This is a genomic window from Prochlorococcus sp., from assembly GCF_965655815.1.
GTDB lineage: Bacteria > Cyanobacteriota > Cyanobacteriia > PCC-6307 > Cyanobiaceae > Prochlorococcus_A > Prochlorococcus_A pastoris.
In genome coordinates this window covers 41,340-64,491 of the sequence record NZ_CBFHHZ010000004.1, presented here as the reverse complement: position 1 = coordinate 64,491, position 23,152 = coordinate 41,340, and the positions used below count along the sequence as shown (strand labels likewise).

At 27.6% G+C, this 23,152-nt stretch carries 38 protein-coding genes; 25 read left to right on the top strand and 13 right to left on the bottom strand.

Annotated features, from left to right (window positions below):
- Positions 1-3: 3 nt before the first annotated feature.
- Positions 4-318 carry an MATH domain-containing protein gene (locus ACTF45_RS06605; protein ID WP_288348202.1) on the top strand — a complete coding sequence of 105 codons (315 nt, stop codon included), beginning with the start codon at positions 4-6 and terminating at the stop codon, positions 316-318.
- A 3-nt stretch (positions 319-321) separates the two neighbouring features.
- On the opposite strand, the gene ACTF45_RS06600 is transcribed toward ACTF45_RS06605, so the two are convergent.
- From ACTF45_RS06600 to ACTF45_RS06575, 6 genes are all read right to left on the bottom strand, one after another.
- On the bottom strand, positions 322-1,053 hold the full coding sequence (locus ACTF45_RS06600; RefSeq protein ID WP_288348204.1) for a pirin family protein: 732 nt from the start codon (positions 1,051-1,053) through the stop codon (positions 322-324).
- Positions 1,054-1,123: 70 nt separating this feature from the next.
- Positions 1,124-1,252: a hypothetical protein gene (locus tag ACTF45_RS06595; protein WP_288348206.1), complete on the bottom strand. Its 129-nt coding sequence runs from the start codon at positions 1,250-1,252 to the stop codon at positions 1,124-1,126.
- Positions 1,253-1,304: 52 nt separating this feature from the next.
- The gene (locus ACTF45_RS06590; protein WP_438949611.1) at positions 1,305-1,856 is read right to left on the bottom strand and encodes a DUF1643 domain-containing protein; all 552 of its coding nucleotides are present in this window, start codon (positions 1,854-1,856) and stop codon (positions 1,305-1,307) included.
- 9 nt (positions 1,857-1,865) lie between these two features.
- Positions 1,866-2,351, bottom strand: a complete 486-nt coding sequence (locus tag ACTF45_RS06585) for a DUF2214 family protein (RefSeq protein WP_011133002.1) — start codon at positions 2,349-2,351, stop codon at positions 1,866-1,868.
- Positions 2,352-2,437: 86 nt separating this feature from the next.
- Positions 2,438-3,187, bottom strand: coding sequence for a GAF domain-containing protein (locus ACTF45_RS06580; protein ID WP_288348367.1), 750 nt, complete (start codon positions 3,185-3,187; stop codon positions 2,438-2,440).
- Between the two features lie 88 nt (positions 3,188-3,275).
- Positions 3,276-4,520 carry an NAD(P)/FAD-dependent oxidoreductase gene (locus ACTF45_RS06575; RefSeq protein WP_288348363.1) on the bottom strand — a complete coding sequence of 415 codons (1,245 nt, stop codon included), beginning with the start codon at positions 4,518-4,520 and terminating at the stop codon, positions 3,276-3,278.
- Positions 4,521-4,712: 192 nt separating this feature from the next.
- On the opposite strand from ACTF45_RS06575, the gene ACTF45_RS06570 reads away from it, so the two are divergent.
- Positions 4,713-4,949, top strand: a complete 237-nt coding sequence (locus ACTF45_RS06570; RefSeq protein ID WP_438949610.1) for a hypothetical protein — start codon at positions 4,713-4,715, stop codon at positions 4,947-4,949.
- Between the two features lie 31 nt (positions 4,950-4,980).
- Here ACTF45_RS06570 and ACTF45_RS06565 read toward each other — a convergent pair whose 3' ends face one another.
- Complete coding sequence (locus ACTF45_RS06565; protein ID WP_438949609.1) at positions 4,981-5,133, bottom strand: hypothetical protein; 153 nt, start codon at positions 5,131-5,133, stop codon at positions 4,981-4,983.
- A gap of 385 nt (positions 5,134-5,518) precedes the next feature.
- On the opposite strand from ACTF45_RS06565, the gene ACTF45_RS06560 reads away from it, so the two are divergent.
- Complete coding sequence (locus ACTF45_RS06560; protein ID WP_438949608.1) at positions 5,519-6,394, top strand: DMT family transporter; 876 nt, start codon at positions 5,519-5,521, stop codon at positions 6,392-6,394.
- A 195-nt stretch (positions 6,395-6,589) separates the two neighbouring features.
- On the opposite strand, the gene ACTF45_RS06555 is transcribed toward ACTF45_RS06560, so the two are convergent.
- A complete protein-coding gene (locus ACTF45_RS06555; protein ID WP_348659989.1) occupies positions 6,590-6,724 on the bottom strand; it encodes a hypothetical protein in 135 nt (44 codons plus the stop codon).
- Positions 6,725-6,845: 121 nt separating this feature from the next.
- Here ACTF45_RS06555 and ACTF45_RS06550 point away from each other — a divergent pair, with 121 nt between their 5' ends.
- Both ACTF45_RS06550 and ACTF45_RS06545 read left to right on the top strand, forming a co-directional pair.
- Positions 6,846-7,124: a cupin domain-containing protein gene (locus ACTF45_RS06550; protein WP_438949607.1), complete on the top strand. Its 279-nt coding sequence runs from the start codon at positions 6,846-6,848 to the stop codon at positions 7,122-7,124.
- 88 nt (positions 7,125-7,212) lie between these two features.
- Entirely contained in the window at positions 7,213-7,383 is a 171-nt protein-coding gene (locus ACTF45_RS06545) for a hypothetical protein (RefSeq protein WP_438949606.1), read from the top strand.
- Between the two features lie 70 nt (positions 7,384-7,453).
- On the opposite strand, the gene ACTF45_RS06540 is transcribed toward ACTF45_RS06545, so the two are convergent.
- Positions 7,454-7,582, bottom strand: coding sequence for a hypothetical protein (locus ACTF45_RS06540; protein ID WP_438949605.1), 129 nt, complete (start codon positions 7,580-7,582; stop codon positions 7,454-7,456).
- 292 nt (positions 7,583-7,874) lie between these two features.
- On the opposite strand from ACTF45_RS06540, the gene ACTF45_RS06535 reads away from it, so the two are divergent.
- The 3 genes from ACTF45_RS06535 (at position 7,875) to ACTF45_RS06525 (ending at position 9,156) form a co-directional block, all read left to right on the top strand.
- Complete coding sequence (locus ACTF45_RS06535; RefSeq protein WP_348659993.1) at positions 7,875-8,054, top strand: hypothetical protein; 180 nt, start codon at positions 7,875-7,877, stop codon at positions 8,052-8,054.
- 515 nt (positions 8,055-8,569) lie between these two features.
- Positions 8,570-8,734, top strand: coding sequence for a hypothetical protein (locus ACTF45_RS06530; RefSeq protein WP_348659994.1), 165 nt, complete (start codon positions 8,570-8,572; stop codon positions 8,732-8,734).
- Positions 8,735-8,820: 86 nt separating this feature from the next.
- Positions 8,821-9,156 (top strand): DUF805 domain-containing protein, encoded by a 336-nt coding sequence (locus ACTF45_RS06525; protein ID WP_011133007.1) that lies wholly within the window; start codon positions 8,821-8,823, stop codon positions 9,154-9,156.
- Between the two features lie 307 nt (positions 9,157-9,463).
- Here ACTF45_RS06525 and ACTF45_RS06520 read toward each other — a convergent pair whose 3' ends face one another.
- Complete coding sequence (locus ACTF45_RS06520; RefSeq protein WP_288348131.1) at positions 9,464-9,793, bottom strand: restriction endonuclease subunit S; 330 nt, start codon at positions 9,791-9,793, stop codon at positions 9,464-9,466.
- Positions 9,794-10,023: 230 nt separating this feature from the next.
- Between ACTF45_RS06520 and ACTF45_RS06515 the strand changes: the two genes are divergently transcribed.
- From ACTF45_RS06515 to ACTF45_RS06500, 4 genes are all read left to right on the top strand, one after another.
- Positions 10,024-10,245: a M protein gene (locus ACTF45_RS06515; RefSeq protein WP_288348132.1), complete on the top strand. Its 222-nt coding sequence runs from the start codon at positions 10,024-10,026 to the stop codon at positions 10,243-10,245.
- 445 nt (positions 10,246-10,690) lie between these two features.
- A complete protein-coding gene (locus ACTF45_RS06510; protein WP_288348133.1) occupies positions 10,691-10,981 on the top strand; it encodes an RNA recognition motif domain-containing protein in 291 nt (96 codons plus the stop codon).
- Between the two features lie 138 nt (positions 10,982-11,119).
- The gene (locus ACTF45_RS06505; RefSeq protein ID WP_288348135.1) at positions 11,120-12,115 is read left to right on the top strand and encodes an SDR family oxidoreductase; all 996 of its coding nucleotides are present in this window, start codon (positions 11,120-11,122) and stop codon (positions 12,113-12,115) included.
- A 126-nt stretch (positions 12,116-12,241) separates the two neighbouring features.
- A complete protein-coding gene (locus ACTF45_RS06500) occupies positions 12,242-13,348 on the top strand; it encodes a fatty acid desaturase (RefSeq protein WP_438949604.1) in 1,107 nt (368 codons plus the stop codon).
- Positions 13,349-13,351: 3 nt separating this feature from the next.
- On the opposite strand, the gene ACTF45_RS06495 is transcribed toward ACTF45_RS06500, so the two are convergent.
- Positions 13,352-13,504 carry a hypothetical protein gene (locus tag ACTF45_RS06495; protein ID WP_288348138.1) on the bottom strand — a complete coding sequence of 51 codons (153 nt, stop codon included), beginning with the start codon at positions 13,502-13,504 and terminating at the stop codon, positions 13,352-13,354.
- A 128-nt stretch (positions 13,505-13,632) separates the two neighbouring features.
- Here ACTF45_RS06495 and ACTF45_RS06490 point away from each other — a divergent pair, with 128 nt between their 5' ends.
- The 4 genes from ACTF45_RS06490 to ACTF45_RS06475 all read left to right on the top strand — a co-directional run bounded on the left by ACTF45_RS06490 (position 13,633) and on the right by ACTF45_RS06475 (position 15,332).
- Entirely contained in the window at positions 13,633-13,866 is a 234-nt protein-coding gene (locus ACTF45_RS06490) for a hypothetical protein (RefSeq protein ID WP_438949603.1), read from the top strand.
- A 182-nt stretch (positions 13,867-14,048) separates the two neighbouring features.
- Positions 14,049-14,207 (top strand): hypothetical protein, encoded by a 159-nt coding sequence (locus tag ACTF45_RS06485; protein ID WP_288348141.1) that lies wholly within the window; start codon positions 14,049-14,051, stop codon positions 14,205-14,207.
- Positions 14,200-14,349 carry a hypothetical protein gene (locus tag ACTF45_RS06480; RefSeq protein ID WP_288348143.1) on the top strand — a complete coding sequence of 50 codons (150 nt, stop codon included), beginning with the start codon at positions 14,200-14,202 and terminating at the stop codon, positions 14,347-14,349. The genes ACTF45_RS06485 and ACTF45_RS06480 overlap by 8 nt, the downstream gene beginning before the upstream one ends.
- A 98-nt stretch (positions 14,350-14,447) precedes the next feature.
- Positions 14,448-15,332, top strand: coding sequence for an LOG family protein (locus ACTF45_RS06475; RefSeq protein WP_288348145.1), 885 nt, complete (start codon positions 14,448-14,450; stop codon positions 15,330-15,332).
- A 303-nt stretch (positions 15,333-15,635) separates the two neighbouring features.
- On the opposite strand, the gene ACTF45_RS06470 is transcribed toward ACTF45_RS06475, so the two are convergent.
- Positions 15,636-15,782, bottom strand: coding sequence for a hypothetical protein (locus ACTF45_RS06470; RefSeq protein ID WP_173028049.1), 147 nt, complete (start codon positions 15,780-15,782; stop codon positions 15,636-15,638).
- A gap of 194 nt (positions 15,783-15,976) precedes the next feature.
- On the opposite strand from ACTF45_RS06470, the gene ACTF45_RS06465 reads away from it, so the two are divergent.
- From ACTF45_RS06465 to ACTF45_RS06445, 5 genes are all read left to right on the top strand, one after another.
- A complete protein-coding gene (locus ACTF45_RS06465; RefSeq protein ID WP_268741254.1) occupies positions 15,977-16,108 on the top strand; it encodes a hypothetical protein in 132 nt (43 codons plus the stop codon).
- Between the two features lie 110 nt (positions 16,109-16,218).
- Entirely contained in the window at positions 16,219-16,896 is a 678-nt protein-coding gene (locus tag ACTF45_RS06460; RefSeq protein ID WP_438949602.1) for an HAD family hydrolase, read from the top strand.
- A gap of 53 nt (positions 16,897-16,949) precedes the next feature.
- Positions 16,950-17,588, top strand: a complete 639-nt coding sequence (locus ACTF45_RS06455; protein WP_438949601.1) for an SOS response-associated peptidase — start codon at positions 16,950-16,952, stop codon at positions 17,586-17,588.
- Between the two features lie 424 nt (positions 17,589-18,012).
- Positions 18,013-19,191 carry a fatty acid desaturase gene (locus tag ACTF45_RS06450; RefSeq protein WP_438949600.1) on the top strand — a complete coding sequence of 393 codons (1,179 nt, stop codon included), beginning with the start codon at positions 18,013-18,015 and terminating at the stop codon, positions 19,189-19,191.
- Positions 19,192-19,306: 115 nt separating this feature from the next.
- Positions 19,307-19,468 carry a hypothetical protein gene (locus ACTF45_RS06445; protein WP_348659898.1) on the top strand — a complete coding sequence of 54 codons (162 nt, stop codon included), beginning with the start codon at positions 19,307-19,309 and terminating at the stop codon, positions 19,466-19,468.
- A 131-nt stretch (positions 19,469-19,599) separates the two neighbouring features.
- On the opposite strand, the gene ACTF45_RS06440 is transcribed toward ACTF45_RS06445, so the two are convergent.
- Positions 19,600-20,223: a DUF938 domain-containing protein gene (locus ACTF45_RS06440; RefSeq protein WP_438949599.1), complete on the bottom strand. Its 624-nt coding sequence runs from the start codon at positions 20,221-20,223 to the stop codon at positions 19,600-19,602.
- An 873-nt stretch (positions 20,224-21,096) separates the two neighbouring features.
- Here ACTF45_RS06440 and ACTF45_RS06435 point away from each other — a divergent pair.
- The 4 genes from ACTF45_RS06435 to ACTF45_RS06420 all read left to right on the top strand — a co-directional run bounded on the left by ACTF45_RS06435 (position 21,097) and on the right by ACTF45_RS06420 (position 22,449).
- Positions 21,097-21,231, top strand: a complete 135-nt coding sequence (locus tag ACTF45_RS06435; RefSeq protein ID WP_438949598.1) for a hypothetical protein — start codon at positions 21,097-21,099, stop codon at positions 21,229-21,231.
- 167 nt (positions 21,232-21,398) lie between these two features.
- Positions 21,399-21,506: a high light inducible protein gene (locus ACTF45_RS06430; RefSeq protein ID WP_011132751.1), complete on the top strand. Its 108-nt coding sequence runs from the start codon at positions 21,399-21,401 to the stop codon at positions 21,504-21,506.
- On the top strand, positions 21,506-21,646 hold the full coding sequence (locus tag ACTF45_RS06425) for a high light inducible protein (protein ID WP_438949597.1): 141 nt from the start codon (positions 21,506-21,508) through the stop codon (positions 21,644-21,646). The genes ACTF45_RS06430 and ACTF45_RS06425 overlap by 1 nt, the downstream gene beginning before the upstream one ends.
- Before the next feature lie 653 nt (positions 21,647-22,299).
- On the top strand, positions 22,300-22,449 hold the full coding sequence (locus ACTF45_RS06420; protein ID WP_438949596.1) for a hypothetical protein: 150 nt from the start codon (positions 22,300-22,302) through the stop codon (positions 22,447-22,449).
- Positions 22,450-23,152: the final 703 nt, after the last annotated feature.

Below are 23,152 nucleotides of genomic sequence, written 5' to 3'. Positions count from 1 at the left end.
AACATGAGTGAATCTAACAATTTACCTCAAGCAATAAGCCATAAAAAATTAACTTATTTGATGCTGAATGCACAAAAAGATCTTAATGCCTCTGATGATAAAAAAAATACTGAAAGCTTAGAAAAACAAGAATTTGATGAATTAATAAATAATTGGGAGAACGTAACTAAAGATGTTATCAAGACAATTTCTAAGAGAAATAAAAACTTATTAAAAGATAAATCTTCTAATTCCTTAATTGCGTTGGGTGCAATGGAAGTTCATCTAAACATGGCTTTACAAGCTCTAAATGCATTCCAAAAAGACTCTTTAGAATAAATATTATAATTTTGGCATAGAGAATAAGAGCATATCGACAAAGGTATCAGATTGAATATCTATATCGTTAAAATTAGAAATTTCAAAACCCAAACCGTCACCAGCAGAAAGCTTTTTACTTGATTTATTATTTTTATCTCTTACTAACAAATCACCCTCTATTATTTGAATCCAATTAAATCTTTTTATTTCTGAAGGCAAATATTTTTTGTTTAAAAGGTTATATTTACATCGCCATATAGATATATCTTGATTTATAAAAAGCTGACATTTGTTTTTTTTTAAAGAATTAATAATAAGATTATTCCCAGAAGTATTCTTAATCGAAATTTGATTATATGACGGCGTAAGATCTTGAATATCCGGATATATCCATACCTGAAATAATTTACAGTCTGTATTTTTTTCATTTTTTTCACTATGAGTAATCCCTGTTCCTGCAGACATAACCTGCACTTCATCTTCATGAATTATTCCTAAATTATTTAATGAATCTCTATGTGTTATCTCACCTTTTATGACTATTGTGACTATCTCCATATTCGAATGAGAGTGCGTATTAAATCCTGAATTAGGAGAAATTATATCTTCATTAATTACTCTAATTTTTCCAAAATTATCCCAGATTGGATCCCTGTGTTCTGCAAAAGAAAATGAGTGTTTTGAATCAAGCCATTCTCTATTTGATTTAAATCTTTCATTAGATCTTCTTAATTTGATAATATTAAAACTCATTAAAACTAGAATTGACTATAAAAATTTTATAAAAGGATCATTCTAAATGAAAAATAATAACTATTTAAATTTATAAATTTATTTTACTTTGCGCTTTAGTAGCCTTTATCAATATAGTTCTTGCTTCTTCTCTCGTAAGGCATTTTTCTGCTTTAACATTTAAATTCTTTAGTTTTTGTAGTTGACTTTTATTACTCATTTCTTAACCTATTCTTAAAGTCATATTAGCATACTATTAAATAAATTACCTCTTAAACCTTTGTCTCAATCAAATCTTTTTCAAATGATGCAGATTGGAGAGAGGAATTATCAGAGCAATATAACGGGTGTATAGGATTTTGTTTTTTTGTTTTTTTTATAAAAAGCGGACCTAAAGGATTCACAAAATTATCTTTTTTTATTGAATAAAAATTCATTATTTTTTTAGAAATGTTGTAATTCCTATTTAGAAAGGTCCCTTTGTTGCCCCAGCCCAACCACAAATGACAATTTTTATTTTCAGACCAGTATTTTAAACTTTTATTTATAAACTTATTGTTTAAATAGCCAACAGGTTTTTTATGAGTGAATAATTTATCAGGAGTTTTGGAAATTAAAGCGAATAAATTTATTATTTTAAGATTTCCATAATTATAGTTGTTGCAGATTTTGATTATTTTCCTCGTTGTATTATCAATATAAGTTGAATCTGAAAGGGAGGGATTTAGACCGATAAAAATCATCTCTTTTTTTGATTTATTAATTTTAAAACCTAAACTCCATCTATATTCTTTATTTGTACTTATCAAACAACTTCTTTCCATAAAGGTTTTTCAACCTAGACCCACTCCTCTCGCCATTAAAGTCGCGAAAAGAGGGATCGTTGCAAAACCTACTAATTCAGTTGTGATAATAAATCTAAATCTTTTTACAAGTTTTTCTGAGATCTCAGGTAATTTATTTTTACTCAATGGTATCGCCCACAAAATATAGGTTGTTGTTGGGTATAAAGACAATAATCCAACTAAAATATAGAGAGAAACTTTAATCCAAAAAATTGGATTTTCTGTATAAAAATCACCTCCTTGTCCAAAATATTTTACCCGTAGAATTCCAGTAACTAATATTGCAACCCCAGCTAAACCGTAAATAACATCTGCAACAACCATTGAAATAGTTTGGTTTCTATTAAGATCAACTTTTAAAGTCAGCCTTTCAAATAAAAGAGATCCAAAACAAAGTATGATTCCTAGATAATGGATATAAGCAACTAATGCACTTTTAGCTATTTCACCCGTAAATAAAGTTCCTAGTAACATTTGCAAGTCTAAATTTATACAATACTAGCTATTTAAATATATATTCGTCCAAAAATGCCTTCAGTAAAAAAAGTAATTTTTAGATTTTAGGATTTTAGGAACCTTTTTTGTCCCTCCTGAAAAGAATCTTTTTTATTCCAAACCTCAACCACATCTGGGAAATGTTTTTCCATACAAACATCACAAACACCATGACTAAATCTAATATCACTTATTTTCGATAGATATTTTTCTAAATGCATCCAATCACCATCATTATTTTTGACTTCTCTACAATATGAACAGACTGATAATATACCCTCCTGTTTATGCAAATTAGATAAAGCCTCTAATAAATTGAGAGATTTCTTTCTTAACTCCAAAAAAGAAACTATTTGCTTAGATAATAATTCCATTACTTTGAATTGTTTTGGAGAAAGATTACCTGGTTTCCGATCGATAACACATAAAGTTCCAAGTTTATTACCATCTCTATTTTTAAGAGGAAACCCAGCATAAAACCTAATTTTAGGATCACCAGTTACCAAGGGATTATTGATAAATCTTTCATCCTGAAAAGCATCCTGAATAATTAATGGGCTACTTTCTTGAATAGCATGGGTACAAAAAGACCAATCCCTTTTTGTTTCATTAATTTCGAGGCCCACTTTTGACTTAAACCATTGCTTATCTTTATCAACTAAGGTCATTAAAGATATCGGAACATTACATGTAGATGCTGCTATCTTTGTAATATCGTCATAACAGGATTCTGGTTTAGTCCCCAATATTCTATATTCAGCTAATGCTTTTAATCTTCTTTCTTCTTCTTCCTTTTTAGGAATTAGATTTTGCATCATTCTTTTTGAGTTTTTCAACTTTAAAATTAATCTATGTTTAAAAAACTTTTATCGATAAATACTTAATAAAAAGAAGATAAACTTATTAATTTGTTACTTTGCCACATAACTTTGAGACTGACTGTCCTGCAAGCCATCCACTCGTCCAACAATGTTGAAAATTGAACCCCCCAGTGATTCCATCAACATCTAGAACTTCACCAGAAAAAAATAAACCTGGACATATTAAACTTTCCATACTTTTAAAATTAACTTCATTGATTGAGACACCTCCAGAGGTGACAAATTCCTCTCCAAAGGGGCCTTTACTAGAAATAATATATTTATCTTTCAATAGGCTATTTATCATTTTCTCTCTTTCATTTGCAAGAAGATCTGACCACTTCTTATCTTTATTAATTTCCATTTTATTTAATAAGAACACCCACAACCTCTTTGTTAACAAAGGTAGAGGTCTTAAATTAATTAAGTTTAATTTTCCATTATTAAATTTTAGGTTATCAATTTTTTCTTTTAACTCTTTATATTCAAGGTTTGACCATCTAATTATTAAACTAAATTTATACTTTTGGTCAAACAATTCTCTCGCAGCTATCGAAGAGAGCTTTAGGACAGCAGGGCCGCTAAATCCCCAATGAGTTATAAGTACATCTCCTCTATTTTTGAAAGATTTGTTATTTAGTTGAATTTCAATATCTATATTTTTAATAGAGACACCACTACACTCATTCAATTTTGTTTCTTTTGTGGAGAAAGTAAAAAGGGAAGGAACAGGTCTTATTATGCTGTGGCCAAAATTTTTAGCTAATTTATATCCACTAGGATGGCCTCCAGTAGAGAGAATAATATTTTTTGCAATTATCGAAATTTTTTCACTATTAAAAATAGTAAAAAGGTTATCTGAAGTTTTTAAAATTTCTTTAACAAAAAATTTAGTTGATATCTCTACCCCTTTATTTATTGCATTTTTTTTTAAGCAACTTATTACATCTAATGATGAATCAGATACTGGAAATACTCTATTATCAGCTTCAATCTTTAAATTTAATCCTCTTTTCTCAAACCAATCAAATACATCTCCAGCGGCAAAACGATTAAATGATTCCAAAAGCTTAATACCACCTCGAGGATAATTTTCTGCTAACTCACTCGGTATCCATGATGCATTAGTTACATTGCATCTACCTCCTCCACTTATTCTTACTTTCTCCATAAGTTTTGAGGAGCCTTCAAGAATTATTATTCTTTTAACACCATTTTCGGCGGCTGTTACTGCCGTCATGAAACCTGCTGCTCCACCACCAACTACTACTAAATCAAAAGGGTTCAAAAATGTAGGCTCTCAATATTTCCTTAATCTGATAATAGCAATTCAATTTTATAAAAAAAAACGTCTTTAAATAAAAAATTCAACTCTTAGACTAAATTATACTGAAATATGGAGAATAATAAATTAAATACATTTTAAAATTTTTTGGTTTATATAAACACGCAAATATCTTTTATATATTATTTTAGTTAGATGGTTAATTTATTTTCCTACGTCAAATATTCTGAAGCTAGCTTTCCAATGACGGGCCAATATGCGGCTCTTTTGTTATTAACTTCAGTTATTTGGGTACTTCTTTGGATCGGTTATAGACAAAACAAAATAAACGATGAAATAAAGAAAAAAGAGAAGGAAGAGAGAATTAACGCAAAGACCGAAAGGAGAAGAAAGTTAGAAAGTTTATATCCAAATAGGAAAACTAATTTTTAAAAATTTTTTTGAATCAAGCTTTTAAAAGCCATTAATTAGAAATTACTTTGGTTTTAGTCTCGAATTCGTTTCTAGTCCTAATAAGCTTTGAAATTTCCAGATTAAGTTCTTCTTCGGATTTAAAGCCTAATGTATCGAATGGTGCAAGACCTAGCGAAACATCATTTCTATTAATTAATTCCATTTTATAGATAATTTATTTTTATATTAGATAGTTATTAAATCAAAGTAATTGCTTGGTGATTGATTCAACATAATACTTACTGCTTTCAGATATAAATATGAAAAATATAAATTTTTTGATGAACTTCTTATGAATTTTCTTAATTTATAAATCACCTTACAAAATTTTAGTATTAAACCTTATGTTAATTTCTTAAATTATCTGCTTCTAATGACTGTATGAAGACTTTATATTATTTAAATATAAATATCAAATTTAAATATCATGGAAACTAACAAATTAAAGTCTTTAATACAGTATCTGCCGGGTTTTATTATTATTCTATACGTTTTCTTTTTAGCAATAACACAATTTATAAAGTAAAAAATTTTTAGAATTATTAGTTTTGATTGGAATTTTTTCGGCCTTCGGAGCAGCAATATCATGGACTTATGCATGCTTCATATGGCGTTCACAAACCGAAAAGTATAAATCCATAGATATTAATTTAGTAAAAAATATAATCGCATTTCTAGTTTTTCTTCCTGCATTTATCAATCTCAGTGTTTTAAATGATTTAAAATCTATTATTACTCTTTTATTTAGTGGAATTATAGGAATAGGTTTAGGAGATACTTTTTATATAAAGTCATTGCAACTAATTGGTACTAGAAGAACTTTATCTATTGAAGCATTATCTCCAATATTAGCCGCATTATCTGGTGAAATTTTTATTAATGAAAACCTAGCATTTAAGTCTTATCTAGGTATTTTAATTATATCAATTTCACTTTTCATTCTACTTAGGCAGAGAACTAATCTTATAGTTAATAATTTGACCAACATTACAGAACGAAATAATCTAAGCGTTTATATATTTCCATTTTTATCAGTTTTATGTGCTGTATTAGGGGGGCTTTTATCTCGAAAAGTATTTTTAGAAAGCAATCTATCTCCTTTCCAAACAACAGAGATCAGGTTACTTGGAGCAATAATATTTTTAATAACAATAAAAAAATTTAGAATTAATTTTTTCTTAAAGAAATTAGATTTTAATGATAAAAAAAGATTTTTACTCTCAATATTATTAGGAACAAATTTAGGCATATTGCTTCAACAAATTGTTTTCAAGACTCTTCCATTAGGCATAGGTTGGACTTTACTTAGTACCTCCCCCGTAATTTCCCTTTTTTTCGCAACTAAAGAAGAAAGACAGATAACAAAAGGTATAATATTCTTTACAACATTATTATTTTTAGGTTTATGTCTAATTATTATATGAAAGTTAAATTCATGTAATAAATACTCATGTTAATAGAAAAAACAATCAATAAAATAACCTTAGAAACGTTATTCAATATGAAAGTTCTAAAGAAAAAGACACTTGGAATCTTTGAAGTATATTTAATTTTCTTATCATGCATATATGCAGGATTTATAGGTTATAAGTCCTTATTAAATATATTATTTACCTAAATTAATTGATTTTTTGAGCCGACTTTACCAAGTGACCTCCATCTTGATCATCATCATCACTTGAAGAGAAAAATAAACAATATATCCCAAGTGAAGCTATTGATATTGAAATAGAAAGGGCTGAAAGCTCGTCCATTAATAAAAGTATTTATTAGATACTAATAGAAAAATAAATAAAAATTTGTAAATTAATTAACCTTGTTCAAATATATTTTATTTTGAAAATTTAATTATAATGTATATATTATGGTGTTTTTGTGGTGAAAGTTCTTATTAAATCGCCATGCAGCGCCAGTTTAATAATTCAGTACGGAATAAAGAATTGGCCTATTTGGGAGCGCGAACCATGTAATTTTTCTTGGATTTACAGGGAAAAAGAAATTTGTTACATAATTGAAGGTGAAGCAAAAATTAAAACTGAAGCTGGAGAAAGTTACTTAATTAAATCAGGAGACTTGGTTGAATTTCCTGAAGGACTTTCTTGCGAATGGCAAATAATTAAAAGTTTGAAAAAACACTTTAGATTAGGGGAATAGATTTAAAAAAATATTCCCATAAATTAACTAATTTTGTTCTATAAGCTAATATAAATTAGTAAATTAATTGTTAAAACATATATTTTTTATGACTTTCACGGACAATGAATATTTTGAAGTTATCAAAAAAAACGAAACTGTCAAAGAAGCCTTCGAAACGATAAAACAAACATGTATTAATTTACAAAATCAAACTAATTGCCCAGAAGAAGACATTGAGAGTTTTCTAATATTTATTTCTAAACAATGGGATAATTAATAATTGATAAATCTTTCTGAAAGATATTGATAATTAAAATAACTTTTAATATTATTCTCAATTTTGAAACTTAAACATCTTTTTTAGGATTTGTATTAATACTTGAAGTTCCTTTAGCCGCTGATACAAAGAAAACAAAACCTACTAATCCTGCAATACCAAAAATTGCAGCTAAAGGGTCAAAAGTGAAAGAGAACATAAAAAACTATAAAATCAAGATAAATAATAGTTTTTGAATCCAAATTTCACAATTATTGTTAAGTAACATTTGTCACATTAATATATCTCAAGACGTCAATATTAATTAATTAGTAGAAAATATTTAAGTAAAAAACTTATATTTAGAAATCAAATAAGGATATAATTTCCTAAGGAATTATTCTCTAAACCCTTTTCGTAACTGGTATTCATTTTTTATTTTATACAATTTCATGGAGAGAAAACAGATTAATATATCCACAATTAACTTTTTTTTTGTTTACAGTATCTTCATGACAGAAATCTATTCAGCAACTTCATCAATAAGTCCTTTCTCAGCAATCTTATGGTGTTTCTACCCTATAGCTATATTAGTTTTGGTTGAGTTGTTTCTAGGTGGGGGATTTGACGATGATAATGATGACCAAGATGGTGGAATGATGATCCCTGCATATTCAGGAGCTAAGAATTAAATTTAATTTTTAAATTCATAATTTTAAAATCTTAAAATTCAAGTTTATTATTGTAATTTAAATTGACTTATTCATTAATAGTATTAGCCACTTTAATTCTTGTATTTCTTTATTGGTTAGTAACTAAAACACTTAAAGAAGGTAAGGAGGCTCTTAAGGAGATCAGTAAAAATACTAAATAAACATTTTTATTTCCCCTATTTAGTAAAGTAAATTTTATAAATTAGAAGAAACAAAACTATAATTACAATAAAAATTTATTTTAAGTTAAATAGAAATTACCTATTAATTTAGATTAATTTTTTATTTTGATAAATTTCTGACGAAAACTCAAGATGCATCTTAATTCTCTACTTTATATTTTTTCTATTTCTTTATTTATTTATGTCATGGCTTTATTTTGGAGAGATCTTCCAAATCAAAAAAAGAAGTAAAAGATAATTATTATTAATTTTGTTGCCTATTCAAATAAATTTAGTTATTAATTTAATGATGTTTCTATTAATTTTATATATATGCAAATTGAATCTTCAAATAATTCAAAAGATGATGCTTTTCCCCAGTCATTGAAAATTGAAAAAGAAAATATTATTTGTAAAGACGGCTTTTGTACATTACCAAATCAAAATCAAAATCAAAACATAATTAAAAACAACGTGAATTTATTCGATCCTATTTAAAATAAAGGAATACATAAATTAATTCTCTTAAGCGAATACTCTTTGAATAGTGATGTTTAATTAATAAATGATTAAATTTAGAGCTTATGTATAATAATTTTTTGAATGCCTATCAAGAATTTTGGCTTAAAGCTACAAACTTTAATAGCAAAACAACAAGATCTGATTGGTGGCGAGTTCAATTAGTAAACATTATTATCTCTATTTTTACTATTCCAATATTTCTAAGAACATTTGGTTTTAATATTTATGGATTAGTTTGTATAGTCCCTCAGATTGCTATTGATGTTCGAAGGTTAAGAGACTTTGGAAAGAACTGGGAGTGGATATTTATAAATTTGATACCAGTGTTTGGCTGGATAGTATGGTTTATATGGCTTGGTTTTGGTAAATCTGGAAATGGGAAGTCAAAATTTATTTAAATTTTGACTATCAACCTAGGGAGTCTAAATCCCTCCTGTAATGAACTAAATTTTCCTTATTGTTCAAACTAGTTTCTTTAAAGTTTTTATTCAAATTCTTTTTAAAATTAAGAACAGAGAAGGAGCTAATCAAGTTTTTCATAATGTCTATTAATTATTTATAACCTAATAAAAAGATGGTCTCCATTGAGCATAATTTTAATGGCTTAACCGAACAATGAAGTTCATTAACCCGTACTAAAAAATTAAGCGTTTAAAAAAGCTTTCTTTTACTTAATTATTTTCTTATTTCTTATTTTTTATTTTTTTATTTTTTTATTTTTTTATTTTTTTTAAAATCTACAAAAGTTACTTTATTTTTAAACTCTAATTGTTTTTTTAGAATCCTGAATACATGCCATTCACATTCAGATAACTTTTGAAATTGATCAAGTGTATCTTTATCTTCTTCATCAAATTTATCAAAAATATCGGATATCCCCAAACTATTAATTGCAACAAAATTCTCTGCTACCTCTTCAGGATTTTGACCTGAGGCAAAGTCTTTAAAAGCCTCATAAGAATTTAGTTTTCTAGTCAACCAATTAAACCATAATTCAGATGTATTTTTATTCTCTTCTTTAACAATTTTCTTCATTAACAATATATTCACTACATTAATGATTATTGGTCATTATCTATTTGGCACCTGTACAATTACTCATATTTATATTCGGAAGGATTATGAAGAAGCTACTTTAGAAAATTTGTTTATTTAATTGGATAAGGATTTTTTATTAATAGCAAAAACTAGTTAAATAAAATATTAGGTATTTATCTTATATTATTTAGATCAAAAAAAAGCTAAGATAAAACTTTACATAGCAAATGCCTTCAGTACCTTTTTACGATTTCCCATCATCACCTTTATTAATAATTGGAGCACTTGGTATTGTTGTAGCGTTAGCAGTATTTTTTCTAGCTTATCAAAAATACTTTAATTCACCTTTTAATAAAGAACTCCAAAAAAAGAAAAAATCTTTATTAAAAGAAAAGCAAGAATTAAATGAAAGATTGCAAAAAATAGATCAAGATTTAAAAAATTTATAAAATAAAGAAAGAAATTTAGAAACCACTTTTAGAGATAAATAGTCTCGGAATTAGAAAAAAGTAAAAATAACCATAGTAATAAGGTTTGGGATTCAAGATTTTAAGTATTTAATATAAAAATATGGATTATAAGAAAGTCATGGATAAACAACATTTAGTAGATTTAATCTCGAGTAGCTTAATTTACGAAAGCCAAAATCTCAAATCGAGAGAAAATTCTAGTGAAATAATAAATTATTTAAATAAACTAAATTTAGATCAATTAAGAACAATGTCCAAAGAATTTATTCTTTAGGTTTTAAGATAAATAAAAATAAACAGTTTAATTAGAACTCAAATCTAAAATCAAACATAATTGATGTAGTAGTCTACATAAGGAGCATAAAAATTTCATATTTATTTAATATGGCTTGTTATTGCATCTTTTACCAAATATGTTTAAGTTATGACCATTTTCGTTGGAAATTTATCCTGGGACACTGAAGAAGAAGACCTTAGAGACCTTTTCAATACTTATGGTGAAGTAACAAAATGTACAATCCCCTTGGAGAGGGATTCAGGAAGAAAAAGAGGTTTTGGCTTTGTTGAAATGACTAGTAAAAGCTCAGAAAAAACTGCAATTGATGATTTACAAGATGTCGAGTGGATGGGTAGAGAAATTAGAGTTAACAAGGCAGAGCAAAAAGATCGCTCCAGAAGAAATAATAGACATCATGGCAGTAAAAATAATATTTAAGCAATCTCTTTTTTAGTTTTAAATTCTTAAATATTTTTGTTGAAAAATAAAGTTTTAAAGACTAGATAAATAAAAATCCTTTTGGTTTTCGTACAGACTAATAGATCATAATAAAAGTAGAAATTAAATAAAATTATTTTGGAAAAAGTTTTAGTTACTGGAGCATCTGGGTTTATTGCTATTCACTGCATACATGAGCTAATAAAAGCAGGTTATCTTGTCAAAGGATCTCTAAGAAATATGAATAGAGAAGATGAAGTAAGAAAATCTCTTGAGAAAGATTCAAATAATCATAAGCTGGAATTTTGTAAACTTGAACTTCTAGATGATGAGGGATGGGATGAGGCAGCCTCTGATTGTGATTATCTTCTTCATGTTGCATCTCCTTTTACTATCGAAGAGCCAAAAAAGGAATCTATTCTTATCAATCCTGCAGTAGAGGGAACTTTAAGAGCGTTGAATGCTTCAAAAAATTCCTCTAAAGTCAAGAAAGTTGTACTAACTTCTTCTATGGCTGCAATTGCGTATGGGCATGACAAGCAGTTATGCTCGCCTGAAGACTGGACAGATACAACAAAAAACGTTGGTGCATATGTAAAAAGTAAAACAATTGCAGAAAAAGCTGCATGGGATTTTATTCATAATGACAATGAGCACTCTTTTTCAATGACAACTATTCATCCTGGAATGGTTTTTGGTCCACTGCTAAGTGATGATACTGATGGTGCTTCGGCAGAACTTATTTCAAAAATGATTAATGGTAAATTTCCAGCACTACCAGATGCATATTTTACTGTCGTAGATGTAAGAGATGTCGCCAAGTTACATGTCGAATCTCTTAGAAAAAACCAAAGTGATAATAAAAGAATTATTGCGACTTCTCCTCAAGGGATCAATATTATGGAAATTTCTAATATTTTAAGAAAAAATGGCTACAAGAAAGCACCTCAAAACTTTATCCCTACAAAAATGATAAATTCTCTAGCACCATTTAATAAAGAGATGAAAAGTATGGCTGCCATGGTTAATAGAGGATCTTATGGCGCTGATATTACGGAAACTATTTCTATATATAATTGGGAACCTATTTCATTAGAAAAAACTTTAATAGATATGGGTAATTCTATAAAATAAATTCCAATCAAATGAATCAATAACGAAGTATTGGCTATAGTTTTCATATATCGGCAAATTGAAAACTTTGCCACGATAAATAATAACTAAGCTATCCTAATTAAAGAGGATTAAAGAAAAGTTTATATGAATATAATCAAGAGGTCAGATTTTATATTAAAGCCATTTCTTAAAAGAAATAATTTCAAAGCTTTTTATCAGTTAATAACCACTCTTATACCGATAATTTCTCTTTGGTTTATTGTCTCTAAAATTGTATACTCTCCTCTTTTACAAATTACAAAAGGGTTTTTACTTATTCCCATTCTTTTTTTTCTTACCCTATTATCTTCTAGAACATTCTCATTAATGCACGATTGCGGGCATAATTCCTTATTTGAAAAACGTTCTTTGAATAACTTCTTTGGCTTTTGTCTGGGTTTATTAAATGGGATACCTCATAAACCTTGGGCTAATGACCATGCATTCCACCATAGGAATAATGGGAATTGGGAAATTTACAAAGGTCCTGTAGATGTTTTAAGCCTAGAAGATTATGAGGCTCTTAATAAAAGAGAAAAACTTATTTATAAGGTAAGTAGACATTGGTTAATGCTTTTTCCTGGTGGTTTCTTTTATTTAGTTATTAAAGCTAGATTAGGGTTAATTCTAATTATTATTAATTTTATAAAATCGTTAATGCAAGAAACTTTTATTAAATTAAAAAAAAGAAATTATTTAGGACTTTTAAATATTCAATCGAGAATTAAGCCGCCTTTCTCTGACTATGGAGATAATTTTGATGAATTATTTGATCTAATAGCAAACAATATTATTGTGATAAGTGGATGGATAATTATGTGTAAATGGTTAGGAGCTGCTTTTTTCTTAACTTTTTATTCTCTAATATTAACTTTTTCAGCAGCAATTTTCATATGCATCTTTTTTATACAACATAACTATGAAAATGCATATGCAAGTAATACAAAAAATTGGGATATTGTCGAAGGTGCTATTTCTGGCAGTAGCAATTTAGATATCCCAAATTGGTTAAACTGGTTTTTAGCTGATATTTCGTTCCATAGCATTCATCATCTATCCGAAAGAATTCCTAATTACAATTTAAAAGCTTGTCATAAAGCAAATTTACATTTACTGCAAAAATCAAAAGTTCTCAAATTAAGTGATTTCCCAAATTGTTTTAGATATATTATTTGGGACAGCAAGAACGAGAATCTAATTCCAATTAATTAAATGCTAGCTGAGTCTTCTTCGCATTTTCCTTTTTAGAGGAATGCTACTGAAAGCGTGAGCTCCAATAGATGGGGGTAAATCATTTTTAACAGGATGAATAAAAGCATTTGCCATGCTTTCTAACATTTTAGAAAGCCAACTAATAATTGATCTCATTTGAAAATCTAAAAAGTACATTATTATCATCTAACGAAATTTTTAAAAAGTAAATCAGTCTTTATGCTGATTTACTTTTTAATATCATTAGGAGGAATATAAAAATCAATAAGTAGAAGATAACCTTTATGAATAATAAAAAATGGATACCTACAAATTATCAAAAAGATCGATTAATTTCTTGCACTAAAAAATACATACATCAAAAATTAAATGATCTTCACGAAGAACTTGAATGTCCTAATGAATTTATTTTTGATTTCATTAAAGATATCCAACAAGATTGGGACCCAGATAGTTATAAATCTAAATCAGAGAAGTTACTAAAAAATAAACCTAAAAGTAAAAATTTAAATTATTAAGATTAAGTTTTTAAGTATTTAATAGACCCAATAAAACAAGGTGGGGATAAAGATTTTACCTTTTTATAAAATTAAAACTTAAGACTAGTAACTAATACTTATTTATCCAATTATTCTTAACAAAGCAAAAATTATTTTTTAAAGTCATGCTATATCTCATTCCAAATTAAGGGACAAAAATTATGGATGAGTTGTTTTTTTCTTCGAATCAAATAACAGCAAAAGATACCATAGATTCATATTTTGAATGCATTAGTGAATGCAGCATTGTTGATGGACATCAAGAATGTGTTACTAGATGTGTAGAAATTCATCTTAAGGGAGAAAATAAAAATGAATAAAAGACATTCTCTTCAAAGAAAAACAACTCTAAAGTGGAACTCTAATGGAGATCTTTCTGAAATTGATATGCTGAGAATTTTGGATAGAATTTCTGCCTCTGAACTGAATCAATGTGAATTGACATGCGATTTAGATGAATAGATAAATAGGTACAGGAAAAACTATATTTAATATTTTTTAAATAACTATTAGTAAAAAGATCCATTCTCTATATAAAAAACATATTTATTCTTGAATCCATGATTAAAAATATTAATGACTTCAAAAAGCTCAATAATACTGATAAAAGTGAAAAAAATCTAAATTTAATTCTTGATTCGAATTCCTACAAACTTGCACAGGAAGATCTTAATTTGCTTAGAAGTGACGAAATGAGAGGTGTAAGAATGCTGCTGGAAATAACTAAGCCTGAATTAGTACTAGAAGAACAAAATATCATCTCAACTATTATCGTTTTTGGAGGTGCAAAAATTGTCGAAGAATCATCAGCTCAGAGCAAAATCGATGAAGTAAAAAACTTATTAGAAAAATGTCCTCAATCTATTAAATTAAAAAATAAATTTAACAAGTTAAAAAATTTACTCTCTATGAGTCATTACTATGAATCCGCAAGAGAATTTTCAAAACTAGCTTCAATAAATAATCAAGATGATAAATGCAATTCTCATGTAATAGTGACAGGAGGTGGACCAGGAATTATGGAGGCGGCTAATAGAGGCGCTTTTGAAGCAGACTGTAAGTCTATTGGTTTAAACATACAGTTACCGAATGAACAATTCCCAAATTCTTTTATAACTCCTGGACTTTGTTTTAAATTTAATTATTTTGCATTACGCAAAATTCATTTTGTAATGCGCTCTGTTGCTGCTGTTTTTTTTCCTGGAGGATTTGGGACATTAGACGAATTATTTGAATTATTAACTCTTAGACAAACAGGAATGAAAAGTGAAATTCCAATAATTTTATTTGGTAGGAAATATTGGAATAATTTAATTAATTTTGACTTCCTTGCTGATTTCGGGCTTATTAGCGAAGAAGATTTAAAAATTTTTAAATATGCTGATACAGCATCAGAAGCATGGGAAATAATTGACTCTAATAAATTATCAAAAAACGAATTTTAAATTTTATTTTTTGTTTTGTGAAACTTAAGATCTTCAATTTAGTTACAAAAGTAACTTAAACCTTTATAGGTTAATTTTTCAAATTTATTATTAATTACTTTGCAATAAACAAATGAGTTCCGTTTAAATACATGTAAACCATAATGCAGTCTCCTAAAAATGCTCAAGCCACTTCCTTTGACTAGAGTAATGATGGGGTGAACTAAAGCATATCCGACGTTTTGGTCCCTTAAGATACACTTTATTAAAATTATTTATACTTATCCCTGTCAAGCTTTACTTACCTGTTTTTGAAAATTTAGGTTATTTAATTTCCTTTTTAGATTTAGTTTTATCATATAATTTGCTGTAAATTTCTTGCCTTGTCACTTGTATAGGTTCTACTTTTCCTGCATCACCGTGAGTTGGGCAGTAGTAAGTCATTAACATCCATTTTTTATCTTGATTCATAAAAATAAATCCTCAATTAAAATTTACTAGGTGTTATTTAGGATATAAATCTAAAGAACTTCTCATATTTAATCTTTTTTTCGCTTTTCCTTAACAATATAAAAAGTTGTAAAGATATAGCCTTATTAGATATATATACGCATGACTAAAAAAATAAATACTGCTATTAGTAAGAGAAATTTGAGAATAAATTAATGTCTCTAGAATCTATACTCATGGTTGTTGCTCCAATATGTGTTTTTACTGTCGGAGTTATTATTTTGCCAATATTAGTAAAGCCACGTAAGCAATCATTGCCCCCTAAAAGATACGTTCGTGGCTTATAAAATTAATCCAAGTTTCTAAAATATTATTGTTGAAAGACAAAAAGTAATTAAATACCGAAATAAAAAAAGACTATATTAAATAAGAATTTATCAAAAATATTTCAACAAAGATGGAATTCCCAGAAGCAATTCTTTTTGATTTAGATGGTGTTCTGTTAGATACAGAACCATTACTAGCTAATGCCTGGAGTGAAACCGCAAAAGAATATAATCACTCTTTATCAATCGATAAATTATTAGAACTAAAAGGAAGAAGGAGAATAGATTGTGCAAAAAAAGTCCTTAAATGGATAAATAAAGAAAGCCCATTAGAAGAATTACTCATTATTCAAAAATTAAAAGTAGATAAAGTACTCACTAAAGCAAAACCTTTTAAGGGAGCAATAGAATTAATCAATTTTTGTATAAATACAAAATTACCTATTGCTTTAGTAACAAGTAGTAGTAGTGAAAGTTTTAAAATCAAAAGCTCTGTAAATCCCTGGTTAAATTTATTCAAGACAAAGGTTCTTGGAGATGATAAATTCATTTCTGATGGCAAGCCTTCTCCTGATCCCTATTTAAGAGCATTAAAATTATTAGATGTAAATCCAAGGAAATCTTGGGTCATAGAAGACTCATATGCAGGATCTATCTCAGGACTAAAAGCGGAATGTAATTTAATGTTTTTTTCCAAAAATATTGAGATACTAAATAAATTAATAAATGAATTTAACCAAGAAAAAATTCAAAAAATTAATGAGTTATCAGAAATTATTTATTATTTAAAGTTATATAAAGGATTTTAAATCAATCAAATAAATTTCCAATAAAATTTAAAAACCAAACACTGATATTTAATATGTGCGGAAGATTTGAACTTAAAACTAAATTTGATAAGTTACCAAAAGTTTTAAAACAAGACTATCCAAGTGGGCTTGATAATAAATACGCGACACAGAATTTAATTAGACCTACTGATCCAGTCCTTGTAATTAAGAATGAAGGGAAAATTAAGACAACCTTTATGACATGGGGTTTTATATCCCCTTGGGCTAAAGATCCTTTTGATAAGGCAAGACCCAGACCATTTAATGCAAGATCAGAAACTGTGGTAGAGAAAAAATTATTTAGTGGAAGTTGGAAACATAAAAGATGTTTAATACCAGCAAGTGGTTTTTTTGAAAAAAACTATCGTATTAGGAAAGAGAATTATGAAACTTTTTGGTTAGGAGGGATTTGGAGCAAATGGTCTTCACCTGATGGAGCAGAGTTAGAAAGTTGCTGTGTTTTAACAACTGAACCAAATAATTTAGTGAAACCTTTACATCATCGTATGCCAGTTATTGTTCCTAATGGATACGAAGAAGAATGGACTGAACAGGTTAAGGATGCTCATGAATTAAAAGTGTTAATACCCATAATGTTGGGATGGTCATCTTCTGGATGGATAACGGAAGAAATTAATAAAAAGCCTACTAATCAGATGAACTTATTTTAAATTGGAAATATTAAATATTTTTTTGTTATTGAAATTTATTAAGTTTATTTGTTGAAGCCTTGGTGCTTCAATAAGTTTAGATTAGCCCTTTTTAAAAAATGGTAAAAGTAATTAACAGAAAAATTAGATTTTTTAGATGGCTAAATACTGGTTTGATCTTACCTCTTTCTGCCTTCGCGATTACTTCTACTTTATTTCTATATTTAGTTTTATTGATTGCCATAAAATAATTATTATTAAATATTTACTAATAATTTATAACTTATGAAGATTTATAAATGTTAATTAATTTTCAAAAACTTGCCCAAATTAATACTATTTGAACATTTGAAACTACATATTACTTTCATAAAAAGAGTCTTTGATGGATAATTAATTACATAAACTAAAATTTATTAAAAACTAAATCCTAACCCATAATAATTTGAGCGATATTAAATTTTCTGGCCTTAAAGGTCAAGCACTTGCAATAAAGATGAGTGATATTCCAAGCATGAAAGAGTTTCAAAGTGTTATTCCAAATAACTGCTTTAAATCTCAAACAATAACTTCATTAGGCTATCTTTTACAGTCAATCATTATTCAGGCAATTGTTGTCGCAATAGGATTAACTATTCCTTTTAGTCAAAGAATGATCCCGATTTGGATCCTTTATGCACTTTTATCAGGAACCACTGCTATGGGTTTTTGGGTAATTGCCCATGAATGTGGTCATGGAGCCTTCTCAAAAAATAAAACTTTAGAAACCATTACTGGATATTTACTTCACTCATTATTATTAGTTCCGTATTTCTCTTGGCAACGTTCACATGCAGTCCATCATCGTTTTACCAATCATATAACTAATGGAGAAACTCACGTGCCCATAGTTATTAATGGGAATGGAATTAGCGAAAAAGTTGGAGGTGAAAAGGAACTATCATTCTCAAGTAAATTAGGCAAAACTAAATATGGAATTCTCCAATTAGTTTTACATCTTGTTTTTGGTTGGCCTGCTTACTTATTATCTGGAAGTACAGGTGGTATCAAATATGGAACTTCAAATCATTTTTGGCCAAAAAAACCTTTTTCTAAAACATTGTGGCCTGCTGTATGGGCTAAAAAAGTTTGGATTTCAGATATTGGTGTAGCTGCAGTAATAGTTGGACTTATTATTTTAATTATCAAACATGGATTCTTTCCAATAATTGGAATGTATGTAGGACCTTTATTAGTAGTTAATTGTTGGTTAGTTATATATACTTGGCTTCACCATACAGATTCAGACGTTCCGCACCTCTCTAATTCAGAATTTTCTTTTATGAGAGGAGCCTTTCTTTCAATTGATAGGCCTTATGGGAAGATTATTAATATTCTTCATCATAATATTGGTTCAAGTCACGTAGTTCATCATGTATGCCCAACTATTCCTCACTATCATGCTACCAAGGCTACTCTTTCAATAAGAAAAGCATTCAATAAAGCCTATCTTTTTAATCCCGATCCAATACATAAAGCTCTATGGAATATTGCTTGTAATTGTATTGCGGTTAAATCAGATGTCGATGAAGGAAGATATATTTGGCAATCATCTTACAAAAAAAAGATTAAAACAACTTATTGAAACCAATCTATTATCACATTAATTTACGCAAATCTGAAAATAATATAAAAGAATTAGAAATTAAGTCTTTTTTATCCTAAATACTTAACTGGATATTGATTCTATTTTTGTAGTTATGAGCGGAGACAACCTACACGGTAAGCAACCAATCAAGTTTTATTCTGAGGAAGTAACACTTACCAAAGTGCAATTATTAGAAAAGCAATTAAGTTTAGGAGATAAAGTATCAGACTTAGATGCGAAGCATAAAGAATGGAGCAGACAATTATCAATATAATTTCTTTTAAAAAGATATTAAAACTGCTAAAAAAATAATTATTTAAATTAATTAATTAATAAAGTATGTAATTTGAATTCATGAATTTTTAATTTATTAAAAACTTTACAGAAAAATTATTCAAAATCCCTTTATAAAGATACTTTCCTGTAAATTACCGAAAAGTTATAAGCTGGCATACGAATAAGCTTCTCTTCAATGAAACCATTTTTGGCAGCTTCTTTGCTAACTTCTCTTAAATCTCTAACACCCCAAGATTTATTTTGCATTTTTAAGGAACTATCAAATAATTCATTGCTATGACTTATGTGCTTATTATCAATTTTAAATGGCCCATATAACATCAAAAATTTTCCATTATTTAATAATTTACCAGACTCGTTAAATAGTGATGTTGTACAGTTCCAGGATGCTATATGAATCATATTTATAGATATAATTCCTTGAAGAGAAACCATTAATTCAGATGGTATTTCCCAAGGAATTTTCTCCACATCAATATTTAAAGGTTGAGGCATTTGAAAATTTAATTCTTCATGCTCAATCCAAGAACTAATACTGTTTCTATGAATTAATTCTGGATCGCTTGATTGCCAAGTTATTTCTGGGAAGTTTTTTTGAAATACAACTCCATGCTCTCCACTACCGCTACCAATTTCTAAAATAAAACCTCTTGTTAGAAGAATTGTTGATAATACTTCTCCTATACACTCTCTATTTCTCTCAGTTGCAGGAAAAAAAAGTCTATTATCCAAAATATTTTTTATTTAGCTCCTCTCAATTTTGGAGCTTTATAAAACATTATTTTGAAGCTAAAGAATAATATTGATACAGTTAGAACTGGCAAAATATAAAGTATCAAATCAGAACTGAATAAAGATGGAATGCTAGCGAAAATCAAATGCATATAGTAAGTAGTAAATGACATAACTTTTTTTTATCTAATTTATTAGTAGCAATAATTTACTAAAAGAAAAAGAGTATTTACTCTAATATTCAAGAATATAAATTTGTATAAAAATTAAACTGCTTTCAGATTAATTCTTAAAAATATCTTAAAAAAAAAGAGTCAGCCTGTATCCCTACTAGCTAACTCTTTCAATAGATATTAGTTAGAATTTATATTAAATGAGGATTTTATCTCACTAAAAAAAGCTGCTTAAAAATTTTTTATAAATAATAAAGTGCAAGAATTTGGTTACTAAAAAAAATGAAAAGAAAAAAAATAATATAACAATAGCTCCTTAAACATAATCAAGTATATGTTTATCTATCTTTCTTTGAAATGCTGTCCGTTTTCTTCCAATATTTAAATAGATTGGTTTGTATATAAAATAATAATTAAAAAAATTTTTTCCATGTGTTAGATCCTAAGAGATCCATTAAATTTTGACTGTAAAATATTTAACGCTAACTCAAATCACAGTTATAAGTGGATTAATGGTATTATATAAAGATCTCAGGCAGAGATAAGATTAATTAATATTGACTAAGCTAAAGAATTTCTAATAAGAATACCAATTGCAAGAGTCAAACTTTCAGAAATATAAGTGTTTTAAATCTATTTTTGATTAAATATGAATACTTATTTTCCTTATCAATCCTGTATTTATAATATTACAAACCAAATGAAAAAATTAAACAAAAAGTATGCAGATTTATTGCATCAAGCATCCATTGCAACTGGAAGAAAAGAAGCGGTAGGTTTATTGCATAAGGCGGCAAAACTTCAAACTAAATTTGATGAGAAGTCTAAATTTTAAAAGGAGAGTCGTAATCCTTGGCCAAAATACAGAGGCCTTTGAAATAGTTGAGACATTAACGTAACAGAAATGTAGCCCAATAACCTAGAATTCGATCAATTTGGACTATTTATTTACAAAAATAAATATATGTGTTATATTTATTAATATAAATTACTTTTAAGAAAATGACTCCTGAAGCAGAACGTTTTAATGGTTGGGCAGCAATGTTAGGTTTCGTTGCAGCTGTAGGTGCTTACGTAACAACCGGACAAATCATCCCTGGTTGGTTCTAATGAAGAACAACGAAACCAAATCAGTTGAAAAAGAAAAAATCATTGCAGAAAAGCTAAATGGTAGATTTGCCATGATGGGATTTGTTGCATTGGTAGGAGCATATTTAACCACTGGTCAAATTATTCCTGGATTTATCTAAGTTCTTTCAAAAAAATCCTATAAACCAGATTGACAAAATTCAATCTGGTTTTTTTATGTATTTTATTTTAATTAATTACTTCAAATATATTTTTTTTAAATAATCTGAATTAAGAAAATTAGAACATGAATTTATTTTCTATCATTAAAAAAATTGGTTAGTATTATCTAAATAATTATAAAAAAAATGAATGCTATTAATAAATATTTACCTTTTGGCTTAAAAGCACAAAAGATCATGCCATTTTTTATTATTTTTAAGCTTCTTACCTTTTCTGGTTTTATTGCTTATATGATGAATCGATAAAATGATTTATCCTCCGCCTCAAGTAGTGTTTGCCTTACTAATTTTATCAACTGCAGTGGTCTTAATTTGGGATATTAAATATAATCCTTTCGGTGAGGATCAAGACGGGATATAAAAATAACAGGTATAAAAACTTAACAAAATTGTTTACTTAATCAGTATAAAAACTCTATCTGAATAATAAAAATTATATTAAAGTCAAATCAAATAATTGGAGGGAAATCAGATGACCAACCTCGGATTGGAGATTGTATTCTGGCTAATTTTATTAACCTATCTTGGAGCTAGACTTACTCAAACTAAAAAAGGTTACAAACAACAATATTAAAAAAAGGAGGGTTATAATCATGGCATTAAATGACACTTTCAAAATTCTTCCAAAAAATAAAATTTCTTTGAAGGCTGATTTATCATCACTTTTAACTAACAAAGACTATTGGGCTGAAGAGTGCAAAGAGCATCCCTCTAAAAAAGAATGCCTTTTCTATTGCGACTAAAATTAACTTTTATACGTAAACTTGTAAATTTTGCAGGTTGATTTTTAATAGATTTATTCTTAATTAAATTTAATTTTTATTTGAGGAAGATTTATGAATACAAGAAAGAAAAATCCCAAGATAAAAAAAACTGAAACCAATACCGAATGGTTGGATAAAGTTATTAATCAATTAACCAATAAAGATTTCAGTCAATATCTTTAGGTTGTGATTTTAATTCAAAAACTTTAACTAGCATTCTTAGATAGGGTTCTAGCTTTAAATTATGAATAAAATTAAAAAAAATCTTGAGATATTATCCAAGCCCCCAATAATACCTTTTGTTTCAGAATAAGACATAAATTAAAAGGGGCCAAAAACCTGAAAGATATTTAGGGATAAGATTCCTTTCTACAAATTTAATTTTGTTTCTTATGAAAGTTCTATTTTTTTTAATTTATGGGTTTATATTTGGGTAAATAATAATGCAAGGAAAATTTTTAATTTTAAAAGGTGATAGATTTATTAAGAAAATTAGGATAAACAATGAGAGTAAAACTTGAACCTGAAACAGCTTTTATAGGTAAAAAATTTGCATATATTTTTCTAGGTATAATATTTGTTCTTAATTCAATAGTCTTTATTTGGTACTTCTTTTTTTCTAATCTAACTTTGAGCTAGTGAATTATCACTTATTTATAGATCCATAGAGTAAAAAGCTAAA

Bases quoted from the DNA above. Each gene is read 5' to 3' on its own strand.
- ACTF45_RS06605 (WP_288348202.1), top strand. From the start codon at position 4: ATGAGTGAATCTAACAATTTACCTCAAGCAATAAGCCATAAAAAATTA.
- ACTF45_RS06600 (WP_288348204.1), bottom strand. From the start codon at position 1,053: ATGAGTTTTAATATTATCAAATTAAGAAGATCTAATGAAAGATTTAAA.
- ACTF45_RS06595 (WP_288348206.1), bottom strand. From the start codon at position 1,252: ATGAGTAATAAAAGTCAACTACAAAAACTAAAGAATTTAAATGTTAAA.
- ACTF45_RS06590 (WP_438949611.1), bottom strand. From the start codon at position 1,856: ATGGAAAGAAGTTGTTTGATAAGTACAAATAAAGAATATAGATGGAGT.
- ACTF45_RS06585 (WP_011133002.1), bottom strand. From the start codon at position 2,351: ATGTTACTAGGAACTTTATTTACGGGTGAAATAGCTAAAAGTGCATTA.
- ACTF45_RS06580 (WP_288348367.1), bottom strand. From the start codon at position 3,187: ATGCAAAATCTAATTCCTAAAAAGGAAGAAGAAGAAAGAAGATTAAAA.
- ACTF45_RS06570 (WP_438949610.1), top strand. From the start codon at position 4,713: ATGGTTAATTTATTTTCCTACGTCAAATATTCTGAAGCTAGCTTTCCA.
- ACTF45_RS06565 (WP_438949609.1), bottom strand. From the start codon at position 5,133: ATGGAATTAATTAATAGAAATGATGTTTCGCTAGGTCTTGCACCATTC.
- ACTF45_RS06555 (WP_348659989.1), bottom strand. From the start codon at position 6,724: ATGGACGAGCTTTCAGCCCTTTCTATTTCAATATCAATAGCTTCACTT.
- ACTF45_RS06545 (WP_438949606.1), top strand. From the start codon at position 7,213: ATGACTTTCACGGACAATGAATATTTTGAAGTTATCAAAAAAAACGAA.
- ACTF45_RS06540 (WP_438949605.1), bottom strand. From the start codon at position 7,582: ATGTTCTCTTTCACTTTTGACCCTTTAGCTGCAATTTTTGGTATTGCA.
- ACTF45_RS06535 (WP_348659993.1), top strand. From the start codon at position 7,875: ATGACAGAAATCTATTCAGCAACTTCATCAATAAGTCCTTTCTCAGCA.
- ACTF45_RS06530 (WP_348659994.1), top strand. From the start codon at position 8,570: ATGCAAATTGAATCTTCAAATAATTCAAAAGATGATGCTTTTCCCCAG.
- ACTF45_RS06525 (WP_011133007.1), top strand. From the start codon at position 8,821: ATGTATAATAATTTTTTGAATGCCTATCAAGAATTTTGGCTTAAAGCT.
- ACTF45_RS06520 (WP_288348131.1), bottom strand. From the start codon at position 9,793: ATGAAGAAAATTGTTAAAGAAGAGAATAAAAATACATCTGAATTATGG.
- ACTF45_RS06515 (WP_288348132.1), top strand. From the start codon at position 10,024: ATGCCTTCAGTACCTTTTTACGATTTCCCATCATCACCTTTATTAATA.
- ACTF45_RS06510 (WP_288348133.1), top strand. From the start codon at position 10,691: ATGACCATTTTCGTTGGAAATTTATCCTGGGACACTGAAGAAGAAGAC.
- ACTF45_RS06500 (WP_438949604.1), top strand. From the start codon at position 12,242: ATGAATATAATCAAGAGGTCAGATTTTATATTAAAGCCATTTCTTAAA.
- ACTF45_RS06495 (WP_288348138.1), bottom strand. From the start codon at position 13,504: ATGAGATCAATTATTAGTTGGCTTTCTAAAATGTTAGAAAGCATGGCA.
- ACTF45_RS06490 (WP_438949603.1), top strand. From the start codon at position 13,633: ATGAATAATAAAAAATGGATACCTACAAATTATCAAAAAGATCGATTA.
- ACTF45_RS06485 (WP_288348141.1), top strand. From the start codon at position 14,049: ATGGATGAGTTGTTTTTTTCTTCGAATCAAATAACAGCAAAAGATACC.
- ACTF45_RS06480 (WP_288348143.1), top strand. From the start codon at position 14,200: ATGAATAAAAGACATTCTCTTCAAAGAAAAACAACTCTAAAGTGGAAC.
- ACTF45_RS06475 (WP_288348145.1), top strand. From the start codon at position 14,448: ATGATTAAAAATATTAATGACTTCAAAAAGCTCAATAATACTGATAAA.
- ACTF45_RS06470 (WP_173028049.1), bottom strand. From the start codon at position 15,782: ATGAATCAAGATAAAAAATGGATGTTAATGACTTACTACTGCCCAACT.
- ACTF45_RS06465 (WP_268741254.1), top strand. From the start codon at position 15,977: ATGTCTCTAGAATCTATACTCATGGTTGTTGCTCCAATATGTGTTTTT.
- ACTF45_RS06460 (WP_438949602.1), top strand. From the start codon at position 16,219: ATGGAATTCCCAGAAGCAATTCTTTTTGATTTAGATGGTGTTCTGTTA.
- ACTF45_RS06455 (WP_438949601.1), top strand. From the start codon at position 16,950: ATGTGCGGAAGATTTGAACTTAAAACTAAATTTGATAAGTTACCAAAA.
- ACTF45_RS06445 (WP_348659898.1), top strand. From the start codon at position 19,307: ATGAGCGGAGACAACCTACACGGTAAGCAACCAATCAAGTTTTATTCT.
- ACTF45_RS06435 (WP_438949598.1), top strand. From the start codon at position 21,097: ATGAAAAAATTAAACAAAAAGTATGCAGATTTATTGCATCAAGCATCC.
- ACTF45_RS06430 (WP_011132751.1), top strand. From the start codon at position 21,399: ATGACTCCTGAAGCAGAACGTTTTAATGGTTGGGCAGCAATGTTAGGT.
- ACTF45_RS06425 (WP_438949597.1), top strand. From the start codon at position 21,506: ATGAAGAACAACGAAACCAAATCAGTTGAAAAAGAAAAAATCATTGCA.
- ACTF45_RS06420 (WP_438949596.1), top strand. From the start codon at position 22,300: ATGGCATTAAATGACACTTTCAAAATTCTTCCAAAAAATAAAATTTCT.